The organism is Streptomyces sp. NPDC059452 (genome assembly GCF_042750035.1).
Classification (GTDB): domain Bacteria; phylum Actinomycetota; class Actinomycetes; order Streptomycetales; family Streptomycetaceae; genus Streptomyces.
The window spans coordinates 262823-273774 of the sequence record NZ_JBHYVE010000005.1 but is presented as its reverse complement, the minus strand read 5'-3'; the positions used below and the strand labels follow the sequence as shown (position 1 = coordinate 273774).

Below are 10952 nucleotides of genomic sequence, written 5' to 3'. Positions count from 1 at the left end.
TTGCCGGGCGCCCCTACACGGCCCACAAAACCCCCGCCCCCGCCCCAGAAGCCCGGCGGGCGCGCCGCCGCGCCCAACCCCCCCCCCCCCCCGCCGCCGATGACCACGAGTCGCTCCGCTGCCATTCCGGTCCCTTTCGCCGCACAAGCCCGCACAACACGTACAGGCCGTATCCGGGCCCGTACAAGCACGTACAGGCCGTATCCGAGCCCGTACAAGCACGTACAAGCCGAATCCGCGCCGTACCAGCGGTACAAGCCGTCGATACGAGCCATCGAGGGGCCCACGCTACGGCGCTCAGGAGGCCGACGTTCCCTCCGCCTCCTCCGGCCGGACCGCCGCCGGGGCCTCACGGGCCGCCCGCCGGGCGCGCAGCACCCGCCACACCACCAGCACCAGGGCGGCCGTGGCCAGGAACGGGGCCGAGGCGCCGATCGCCACCGCGATCCACCGAAGCGTCGTCACGAACGCGTCCCAGCCGCCGCCCAGCGCGTCCAGGAACCCCGGGCCGTCGTCCTCCTTGTCCTCGCGCGGCGCGTCCGGCTCCGTCAGGTCCAGCGTGATCGTCGCCAGCGTGGTGCGGTCCTTCAGGCTCGCCTGCTGGGCCAGCAGCGACTCCAGATCGGCCTGACGGCTGCTCAGCTCGCCCTCCAGGGTGACGACATCGGTGATCCTCTCTGCCTTCTCCATCAGCGCCCGCACCCGCTTGACGCTCGCCCGCTGTGTGGCGATCCGGCTCTCCACGTCGACGACCTTGCCGGTGACGTCCTTGGCGTTCGAGGAACGGGAGAGCAGCTTCCCGGAGCCGGTGAGCTTCCGCAGCACCTCCTGGTAGCTCTCCTGCGGCACGCGGAGCACGAGGTGCGAGGTCTCGTAGGTGTCGTCGATCCGGTCGGTGGTCTCGTTCGCCACCAGGCCCCCGCTCGCCTCGACCGTGCTCCGGGCGGCGGCGGCCGCCTTCGGGACGCTCTTCACCTCCACGGCGAGGTCCGTCGTACGGATGACATGCGTGCCCACAGCCCCCGGCTTCGGCGCATTCCCCTGCTGGTCCGAGCCCTTCGCCGCGTCCGAGCGCTTCCCCCCGTCCGCCGGAGCGGCGGACGCCGCCGCGCCGTCGGCCGCGTGCTGCTCGTCCACGAACCCTTCCTTCGCGCCCGCCGAGAGGTCGCGCGACCCCGCGCTGCTGTCGGAGGACGCCCCGCAGCCGCCGACGAGCAGTACCGCGCCGAGCGCCCCGGCCGCCAGGGCGGCGCGGAGACGGGAGCGGCGGTGGAGTGGCGCACGCGGCGGGCGGGCGAGGAATCGATCGGTACCGCTGGTCATAACAGGTCCCCCCTGGACACTCGTTGACAGTGCCGGTTCGACGCGGGCCCTCCCGAACCGGTTTCCGGCCGCGGGTTTCGAAGTGGTCACGGTCGGGACCCGGCGGAGGTTTGAGAGAGTGGACCCATGCAGCGTTCACATCAGGATGCGGACCCGCCCGCGCGCCATGTCGCCGTCCTCGGCGGCGGCATCGCCGGACTGGCCGCCGCCCACCGCCTGGTCGCCACCGGTCTGCGGGTCACGCTCCTGGAGGCGACGGACCGGCTCGGCGGCAAGCTGATGACCGGCGAGATCGCGGGCGTCCAGGTCGACCTGGGCGCGGAGTCGATGCTGGCCCGCCGCCCCGAGGCGGTCGACCTGGCCGGGGCGGTCGGCCTCACCGACCGCCTCCAGCCGCCCGCCACCGCCACCGCCTCCCTCTGGACCCGCGACGCGCTGCGGCCGATGCCCACGGGTCACGTCATGGGCGTCCCCGGCGACCCGGCGGCCCTCGGCGGCGTCCTCTCCCCCGAGGGCCTGGCCCGGATCGCCGAGGAGCGCGACCTCACCCCCACCCCCGTCGGCGACGACGTCGCGGTGGGCGCGTACGTCGCCGACCGGCTCGGCCGTGAGGTCGTCGACCGGCTGGTGGAACCCCTCCTCGGCGGGGTCTACGCGGGCGACGCCTACCGGATCTCGATGCGCGCCGCCGTACCGCAGCTCTTCGAAGCGGTGCGGGAGGGCGGCCCGCTGCTGGAGGCCGTCCGCCGCATCCAGGAGCGCGCGGTGGCCCGGCAGCAGACCGGCCCCGTCTTCCAGGGCCTCCGGGGCGGCATCGGCACCCTCCCGGACGCCGTGGCCGACGCCGTACGAGCCGGAGGCGGCGAGATCCGTACGGAGACCCCCGTCCTCGGCCTGACCCGTACGCCCACGGGCTGGGCGGTCCGCACCGACACCGGGGTGATCACCGCCGACGGCATCGTCCTGGCCACCCCCGCCTGGTCCGCCTCCGCCCTGCTGGCCGCCGAGTCCCCGGCCGCCTCCGCCGAGCTGGCCGGGGTCGAGTACGCCTCGATGGCCCTGGTCACCCTGGCCTTCCGCCGCGCCGACATCGAGGCCCACGAGGCCCTGCGCGGCCGCTCCGGCTTTCTCGTACCGCCGGTCGACGGCCGCACCATCAAGGCCTCCACCTTCTCCAGCAACAAGTGGCAGTGGGTCGCCGACGCCGCCCCCGGCCTCTTCGTGCTCCGTACCTCCGTCGGCCGGTACGGCGAGGAGGACCACCTGCACCGCGAGGACGGCGAACTCGTCGCCGTATCCCTGCGGGATCTGGCCGAGGCCACCGGACTCGCCGCCCGCCCCGTCGACACCGAGGTCACCCGCTGGATCGGCGGACTGCCGCAGTACCCGGTCGGCCACCACACCCGGGTCGCCCGCATCCGCGACGAGGTCGCGAAACTGCCCGCCCTGCGGGTCTGCGGCGCGGTCTACGACGGGGTCGGCATCCCCGCCTGTGTCGCGAGCGCGCAGCGGGCGGCCGACGAGATCGCCGGAGAGATCATGAAGGAGATCATCGCCACGCCCACCCTGGTTCAGGGCACCGGGAGCGAGGCGGGACAATAGCCGTATGACTGCTCCTGAGAGTGTGACGCCCAGCAAGAGTCCGAACGCCGGAAAGAAGGCCAAGGACCTCAACGAGGTCATCCGCTACACCCTGTGGTCGGTCTTCAAACTGCGCGACGTACTGCCGCTGGACCGGGCGGGGTACGCGGACGAGGTCCAGGAGCTGTTCGACCAGCTCGCGGCCAAGGACATCACCGTGCGCGGCACCTACGACGTCTCCGGTCTGCGCGCCGACGCGGACCTGATGATCTGGTGGCACGCGGAGACCTCGGACGAGCTCCAGGAGGCGTACAACCTCTTCCGCCGCACCAAGCTCGGGCGCGCTCTGGAACCGGTCTGGTCGAACATGGCTCTGCACCGGCCCGCCGAGTTCAACAAGTCGCATGTCCCGGCCTTCCTCGCCGACGAGACCCCGCGCGACTACATCAGCGTCTACCCCTTCGTCCGGTCCTACGACTGGTACCTGCTGCCCGACGAGGACCGCCGCCGCATGCTCGCGGACCACGGCAAGATGGCCCGGGGCTACCCCGATGTCCGCGCCAACACCGTCGCCTCGTTCTCGCTGGGCGACTACGAGTGGGTCCTCGCCTTCGAGGCGGACGAGCTGTACCGCATCGTCGACCTGATGCGTCACCTGCGCGCCTCCGAGGCACGGCTCCACGTGCGCGAGGAGGTCCCGTTCTACACGGGCCGCAGGAAGACCGTCGCAGACCTGGTGGCCGGGCTCGCATAGCCAGCGAGTTCCCGCACCACCCCAACCCGGAAGATCAGAAGACGGGCACCTGGCACCGACCGTGCCGCCCGCCGTTCCAGCGACACCGGGTTCGGCTTGAGGGCCCTGCCGGAGTGCACTCCGGCAGGGCCCTTCCGCCTTCCTGGGGTCTTTCGTTCGGATCATGCCGGACCCCGCGAGCCCGGCCTGATCCGAACGAGAGGCCCTAGTCCAGCGAGACGGGGTTCGGCTCCGCACGCGGGGCGCACTCCGCGTCCCCCATGGGCGTCTCGCCCGTCAGCAGATACCGCCGCATGTGGTCGTCCACACAGGCGTTCCCGAATCCGCCGACCCCGTGGGTCCCCGCGTCCCGCTCGGTCACGAGCACCGCGCCGCGCAGCCGCCGCTGAAGCTCCAGCGCCCCCTTGTACGGGGTCGCCGCATCGCGCTCCGCCGCCAGGATGAGCACCGGGGGCAGCTCGCCCCACTCGGTGGAGACGTCCCCAGGCTGCTGCCGGGGCGCGGGCCAGAAGGCGCACGGCAGGTTGGTGAAGGCGTTGTCCCAGGTCTGGAACGGGGCGAGGACCGCGAGATCCGAATGGTCGCGGTCCCACACCTCCCACTCCTCCGGCCAGGGCGCGTCGTTGCACTCGACGGCGGTGTAGACGGCCCGCGCGTTCTCGTCGCCCTTCGCCGTCACCGCGCGCGGCGACATCTGGGTGATCACCGGCTCCGGATTGCCCCGGACGTACTCGGAGAGGGCGGTCGCCCGCATCGCCCAGTAGTCGTCGTAGTACGCGGCCTGGAGGAACGCCGCGTGGAACTGCCCCGGCCCCACCTTCCCGCCCGCCGGATCCGTCGCGAGCGCGGTGCGGACGTCGTCGTAATGACGCTGCACGGCCTCGGGCGTGGTGCCCAGACGGTAGACGTCGTCGTGCTTGGCCACCCACCGCCGGAAGTCCTCCCAGCGGGACTCGAAGGCCAGCGACTGATCGAGGTTGGAGCGGTACCAGATCTTTTCCGGGTCCGGGTCGACCGCGGAATCGAGGACCATACGGCGTACGCGTGAGGGAAAGAGGGTCGCGTACAGGGAACCCAGATACGTGCCGTACGAGGCGCCCATGAAGGTCAGCTGTTCGTCGCCGAGGGCGGCCCGCAGCACCTCCAGGTCGCGGGCGTTGTTGAGCGAGGTGTAGTGGCGCAGAGCCTCGCCCGCGTTCCGCTCGCACCCCCGCGCGTACGCCCGCGCCTCGGCGACGCGCTGCTCCTTGTATGCGGCCGTGGGGTGGGCGGGGGAGTCGGTGGGGCTCTTCGCGAACGCGGCGGGGCTCTGGCAGGAGAGCGGCGCGGAGTCGCCGACACCGCGCGGGGCGTAGCCGACCATGTCGTACGCCGCCGCGACCTCCTTCCACTCGGACATCTCACCCATCAGCGGGAAAGTGATGCTGGAGGCGCCGGGGCCGCCCGGGTTGTAGACGAAGGACCCCTGCCGGCCGGCCGGCCCGCCGGTCGCGAGGGAGCGGCTGACGGTCAGTTCGATGGTCCGGCCGTCCGGCCGCGCGTAGTCCAGGGGGACGGTGACGGTGCCGCACTTCAGGGAGTCCGGCAGCTGTTCCTCCTCCGGGCACGCCCCGAAGGAGACCCCGGCCGCCGCGGCCCGCGCCGCCGCCACCGCCGTACCGCGCGCCTCGGCTGACGCGGCACCGGGTTCGTCCCGGGCGGTCGCGGGGGCGGCGGTCAGGGCGGACAGGACCAGGGAGCCGAGCGTGACGTACAGCGGTACTGCTCTCACGGCGGGACCTCTCTGCGGATGCGGAGAGGGGATGGTGGGGGGTGGGGCGGGTGAAGTCCAGTACCGGGAGGGGGTGTTGCGGGGAACGACCCGGTCGCTTCACACTTGTTGCGGTTGCGGTTGCGGTTGCGGTTGCGGTTGCGGTTGCGGTTGCGGTTGCGGTGGTCAGGGGCTGCTGTTCAGGAGCCGCCGCTCAGGAGCTGCTGCCGCAACTGGAGCCGCCCGAGCTTCCGCAGCTGGAGCCTCCGGAGCTTCCGCAGCTCGATCCCGAGCCGCCGCCGCACCCCGACGCCCCGCCGCAGCCGGAACCCGAGCCGCCGCCGCAACTCGTATGGTCCGGACTCGCGTCGGCGCACCACACCGTGGTGGCGGCCGCGCCCGCGACGAGCGCCGAACCCCCCACGTACCCCGGCGTCCGGCTCCCCGAGAAGCCGGAGCGCGAGCGCCTGGCCGGCGCGGACGCCCGGGCCACCGCGATCAGTTGGGCCTGGAGCACGGGGTCCGGGAGGGCGCGCAGCCCCTGCGTGGCGACGAGGTGCGGCGCGGTCGTCAGATGGGCGTGGGCGGCACGGAACGCCTGCGCGGCCCGGCGGCCCGCCCCGGTGACCCGTCGGGCGGCGACGGCGGCGATGACAAGCCCGCTGACCGCGCCGAGCAGGATCGCGGGCAGCGCCTTCAGGACGAACGGCAACGGCATGTCGAAAGGGGAGTCGAGGGGGGAGTCGTGCGTCATGTACTGGAGGACCGTGACCCCGATGGAGAGGGGAAGCGCGGCGAAGCAGCTCAGGCCCTGGATCAGCCCCCACCGCCGTACGGGACGGCTCGCGGCGGGCGGGACGAGCAGCCCGCGCTCCGCGAGCCCGTCGCCGATCTCCTGCACCGCCGGGTGGCGCATCACCGCTTCCCGCACCACGTGCAGGGCGCCGCTCGGTGCGGTGGACAACTCCTGGAGCACGGCGCGCTCCACCGGATCGTTCGCCTGCGCACGCTGTACGGAGACGATGCCGGGGCCGCCGATGAGCACCCGGCCGTCCGTGTACAGGGCGACGAGCGCGGTGTCCGCGACCCTGGCCGGACCGCCGTTCAGGAACGCCGCCTCGTAGAGGTCATGGACGAGCGGGGAGCAACCGGCCGAGGTGCGGCGGGACCTCGATGCGACCGCCTTCACGACGAGGAGCACCGTGGAGAGGGCGACCGCGAGGGTCAGCAGCAGGGCGATCGTGTTCACGGCGGTTCACTTTCCTACGAGGACGGCACGTGCCGCACGGACGAGACGGGTGGTCCGGCGCGGCGGACGGGTGCCGGAGCGGTCCTCCCACCAGTGGGTCAGCCGGCGCTGTGCCACGGGGTCGGGGAGGCCGCCGGAGATCAGGACGTGCTCCGCGAAGTCGAGGGCGTCACGCCGGTAACCGCCGCTCATCGGGCGGGACCTGGCGTACGCGAGAAACGCGGCGCGGTAGCCGTCGCCGAGGATCTCCGGCAGCTCGGGCGCCACCTTGGCGACGACACCGGCGCGCTTGGCGGCCAGCGCCCGGCTCTGCACCCGCAGCCGCCGGTGGTCGAAGCGCTCGGGGGCCGGGGTGCCCGCGACGAGCGCGGAGAGCAGTGCGGTCTGGGCGACGGCGGTACGGTCGCGGGCTCCGGGGCGCGCGGGGAGCGTCTCCGTACGGGCGACCCCGGCTTCGGCGCGTGCGGCAGGTGTCTCCGTACGAGCCCCGGATCCGGTCGCGGACGCCCCGGGTCCGGTCGCGGACGCGTCGGCTTCGGTTGCGCCCACCCCGGGTCCGGTGGCGAACGCGTCGGCTTCGGTTGCGCCCACCCCGAGTCCGGCCGCAGATGCCCCGGTTTCCGTTGCGGACGCCCCGGGTCCGGTGGCGGACGCGTCGGCTTCGGCCGAACGGCGCGTACGTGAGTCGGCTGTCGGGGCCGCCGTCCGCAGCGTGGCCCGGATCGTCTCCAGTTCGGCCGCCAGCTCCGCGCCGGGCGGGAAGGCGTCGTCGCGCTCCAGCAGCACGCCCGGCGGGTCGACCCGGGAGCGCAGTTCGGCCAGGACGCCGAGGACCGGGGCCGTCACCGGGTGGGCGTGCGTGTCGTGCCAGACGCCGTTCTTCTCGATACCGCCCGCCACATGGACGTACGCGATGGCCTCCACCGGCAGCTCGTCCAGCGCCTTCGCCGGGTCCTCGCCCCGGTTGACGTGGTTGGTGTGCAGGTTGGCCACGTCGATCAGCAGCCGCACCCCGGTCCGCTCGACCAGCTCCGCCAGGAACTGCCCCTCGGTCAGCTCCTCGTCCGGCCAGGAGATCAGCGCCGCGATGTTCTCCAGGGCCAGCGGCACGGGCAGCGAGTCCTGGGCGATGCGCACGTTCTCACAGAGCACCTCCAGCGCGTCCCAGGTGCGCGGGACCGGCAGCAGGTGGCCCGCCTCCAGCCTCGGCGTGGCGGTCAGCGGCCCCCCGGCCCGTACGAACGCGATGTGCTCGGTCACCAGCGGCGTACCGAGCAGCTCCGCCCGCGCCGCCAGCCCCGCGAGCCGCTCGGCGTCCGGGCGGTCCGCGCCGCCCAGGCCGAGCGAGACGCCGTGCGGCACGACCGTCACCCCACGGTCCCGGAGCCGTACCAGGGAGTCCGGGAGGTGGTCGGCGCAGAGGTTCTCCGCCACCGCCTCCACCCAGTCGATCCCCTTGAGCGCCTCCACCTCGGCCGCGATCTCCGGCCGCCAGCCGATTCCGATGCCCAGCTTCATGGTGTCCCCCTCCTCCGCTCTGTTCAGGGGTCATGGCCCCGCCAAGCGGTGGTGAACCCGAACAGGGGACGTTCAGAGGAGGATTTGAGGTTTCGGCACGGCGGATTCGTTACGGCACCGAGAGCTTGCGCCGGGCGCCGAAGGCTCGCGTCAGCTCTCGTCAGCGCTTGTCAGGTCCCGTCTGTTCTCGTCAGGTCTCGTTTGCTCTCGTCACGGCATCGGCGGCATCGTCGGCGGCACCGGGCGGGAGGTGAACGACTGGTCACCGGAGGGTGTGACCGGCACCGGGGCCAGCGGCACCTGCCCCTCCCGTGGCGCCGGGGGACCCGAGGGGCTGGCCGTGGACCCGCCGGCCGCCTCGCGTGCCAGGGCGTCGAAGTCGACGAAGCCGGTCGCCTCCAGCATGGTGATGTGGTCCAGCACCGTCTGGTTGGCGTCGCTCGCGAGCTGCCGGATCAGGGTGTTGCGGGTGGTGTGCCGGACCTGGCCGATCAGCCCGAAGACCTTGCCGTGGGCGGCCCGCAGGATATTGGCGAACTTCCGCTCGTACTCGTCCCCGCTCGCCGCCGTCAGCTCCCGCAGCCACTCCTGCTGCTGCTCGGTCGGCTGGTTGGGCAGCTCCACCCCGAGCTTGGCGGCCACGTCCCGGGCCCGCCGGTCCAGGTCGGTGTGGCCGACGACCAGATGGTCCCCGGCGGCCTTCGTCGCCTCGCTGGGCGCCCGCTCGATCGCCTGCTGCCCGGCGGGCAGCTCCCACAGCCCCGCGAGCCGCACCTTGACCAGGAAGTCCCGGTCGGTCGCGGAGAGCGGTCCCCACTGGGTGCCGACGCTGGAGGCGTTGAGGTTCGCCTCGCCGGTGCCCGACCGGTCCGCGTAGGACCAGACGGGGAAGGCGAGCGCGCCGAGTGTGGCGACCAGGGCCGCGATGATGAGGGCCGTTCCGTTGATGCGTCGCAACAAGGTGTCTCCCGGGCCGAATGTGACAGCGTGGATCGCCAACCGACTAGCCCTGCAGGCTACTTGGCGGTAGTGCCGGTGGGGCAGTATCGGGAGATACGTAGTCCGGCGCAGAAACGCTCAGCTACGGGCGACTCATTTTCCGGCCTTGAAGAGTTCGGCTCCGGCCCTGAAGAGTTCGGCCCTAGAAGAGTTCGGCCTCGGAGAGCTCACTCTTGGAGAGTTCGGCCCTGGAGCGTGTCGAGCTGGTCGGCCAGATCGGCCAGCCCGTCGGCGTACAGGTCGAACCGGTCGGATGCGGCGGGCGGGTCGCCGACGGGCCGCCCGACATAGGCGGTACGGAGCCCGAGGCTCTGCGCCCCGCGCAGGTCCCAGGCGTGGGCGGCGACCATCAGCAGCCGCTCGGGCGGCAGCCCGGAGACGGTGACGGCCAACTCGTATACGGCCGGGGCCGGTTTGAAGGCCCGGGCGTCCTCGGCGGAGAGGGCCTGGTGCCAGCGGAGCCCGGCGTGGGCGTTGAGCCCCAGCAGGGCGGTCCGGCTCGCGTTGGAGAGCCCGATCAGCGGGAACCGCCCGGCGAGCCGGGCGAGCCCGGCCACGGTGTCGGGCCACGGCGGGAGGCGCCGGGCCGACAGGGCCAGCGCCGCCACGGCGTCGGGGTCGTCGACCCCGGCGGCCTCGGCCACGCGCAGGGCGGCTTCCCGGTCGAGGGCGTCGCTGGGGAGGTAGGGCCGGACGCCGTCGAGAATGCGGCGCTGCTCCTGCTCGATGTGCCGCTGCCACAGCAGCAGGAGCCGCTCGGTACCGGCACCGTCGAGTGACGGGTCCAGCGCGCGGATTCCGGCGCGGATTCCGGCGGGTTCGTCGACGAGCGTGCCGAGCACGTCGAAGACAAGGGCATCGATCTCCAACTCTGACATGGGCGGGGTCTCCTCCTGGCTCTCTGATCTTCCTGGCCATCCTGCCGGGAAGTCGGTTGCGGGGCGAGGGAGTTGCCCCACGGCCCGGCACCCGGGGGCGGGGAGGCGAGGAGGCGGGGCGGGAATGTGATGCGTATCGCTCTCCGGCCGCCTCGGGCCGGGCATGCGTGATCATGACCGGCATGGACACTCGTTTCGTCGGTATCGCCGAAGTGGCCGGGACCCCGTCGGTGGCGGTCGTGGTCGACGTCATGCGTGCGTTCACCGTGGCTGCCTGGGCCTTCGCCCAAGGGGCGGAGAAGATCGTTCTCGCCGAGTCGCTGGACGGTGCCCGGGCGCTGAAGGCCCGCCACCCGGATTGGGTGGCGCTCAAGGACGGGCCGCCCGCGCCCGGCTTCGATCTGGTCAACTCGCCGGGCATGCTGCGCTCCGTCGACCTCGGCGGGCGCACCCTCGTGCAGAAGACCACGGCGGGCACGGTCGGCGCCCTCGCGGTCAAGGAGGCTTCGCTGGTGCTGTGCGCGAGCTTCGTGGTGGCGGAGGCGACGGCCCGGCTCCTGCGGGCACGCGGGAGCGACAGCGGCAGTGTCACGTTCGTGGTCACCGGCGAGGACGGGCAGGCCGAGGAGGACCTGGCATGCGCTCAGTACATCGCCCGGAGGGCCACCGGGGCCGGGACGACGGACGCGGCTGGATTCCTCCGCCGCGCCGCCGGGTCCCGGGCCGCCGCCGAACTGGCGGAGGGGGTGCGGCGGGGAGTCCACCCCGATGACGTCGGACTCTGCGTCGAACTCGACCGGTTCCCCTTCGCCATGGTGGCGGCCCTGGAGGGCCCGCTCATGGTCCTGCGTCCGTGCGCGGTGCCTTCGCCTGCGGACAACACCCCGATGTGAGGCACCT

At 72.9% G+C, this 10952-nt stretch carries 9 protein-coding genes; 3 read left to right on the top strand and 6 right to left on the bottom strand.

Annotation, left to right across the window (positions count from 1 at the left end):
- Positions 1-297: 297 nt before the first annotated feature.
- Positions 298-1323 (bottom strand): DUF4349 domain-containing protein, encoded by a 1026-nt coding sequence (locus ACFW9Z_RS10610; RefSeq protein ID WP_384637476.1) that lies wholly within the window; start codon positions 1321-1323, stop codon positions 298-300.
- 126 nt (positions 1324-1449) lie between these two features.
- Between ACFW9Z_RS10610 and hemG the strand changes: the two genes are divergently transcribed.
- Together hemG and hemQ are read left to right on the top strand one after the other, a co-directional pair.
- Positions 1450-2925 carry a protoporphyrinogen oxidase gene (hemG, locus tag ACFW9Z_RS10605; protein WP_384637473.1) on the top strand — a complete coding sequence of 492 codons (1476 nt, stop codon included), beginning with the start codon at positions 1450-1452 and terminating at the stop codon, positions 2923-2925.
- 4 nt (positions 2926-2929) lie between these two features.
- On the top strand, positions 2930-3658 hold the full coding sequence (hemQ, locus tag ACFW9Z_RS10600) for a hydrogen peroxide-dependent heme synthase (RefSeq protein ID WP_384637470.1): 729 nt from the start codon (positions 2930-2932) through the stop codon (positions 3656-3658).
- A 205-nt stretch (positions 3659-3863) separates the two neighbouring features.
- Here hemQ and ACFW9Z_RS10595 read toward each other — a convergent pair whose 3' ends face one another.
- The 5 genes from ACFW9Z_RS10595 to ACFW9Z_RS10575 form a co-directional block, all read right to left on the bottom strand.
- Positions 3864-5429: an alpha/beta hydrolase gene (locus ACFW9Z_RS10595; protein WP_384637467.1), complete on the bottom strand. Its 1566-nt coding sequence runs from the start codon at positions 5427-5429 to the stop codon at positions 3864-3866.
- Between the two features lie 193 nt (positions 5430-5622).
- Complete coding sequence (locus tag ACFW9Z_RS10590; RefSeq protein ID WP_384637465.1) at positions 5623-6657, bottom strand: TIGR04222 domain-containing membrane protein; 1035 nt, start codon at positions 6655-6657, stop codon at positions 5623-5625.
- A gap of 6 nt (positions 6658-6663) precedes the next feature.
- Positions 6664-8175 (bottom strand): DUF692 family multinuclear iron-containing protein, encoded by a 1512-nt coding sequence (locus ACFW9Z_RS10585; RefSeq protein WP_384637462.1) that lies wholly within the window; start codon positions 8173-8175, stop codon positions 6664-6666.
- Positions 8176-8385: 210 nt separating this feature from the next.
- On the bottom strand, positions 8386-9132 hold the full coding sequence (locus ACFW9Z_RS10580; RefSeq protein ID WP_384637562.1) for a DUF4142 domain-containing protein: 747 nt from the start codon (positions 9130-9132) through the stop codon (positions 8386-8388).
- 209 nt (positions 9133-9341) lie between these two features.
- Positions 9342-10052 (bottom strand): haloacid dehalogenase type II, encoded by a 711-nt coding sequence (locus ACFW9Z_RS10575; protein ID WP_384637459.1) that lies wholly within the window; start codon positions 10050-10052, stop codon positions 9342-9344.
- Positions 10053-10234: 182 nt separating this feature from the next.
- On the opposite strand from ACFW9Z_RS10575, the gene ACFW9Z_RS10570 reads away from it, so the two are divergent.
- Entirely contained in the window at positions 10235-10945 is a 711-nt protein-coding gene (locus ACFW9Z_RS10570; RefSeq protein WP_384637456.1) for a 2-phosphosulfolactate phosphatase, read from the top strand.
- Positions 10946-10952: the final 7 nt, after the last annotated feature.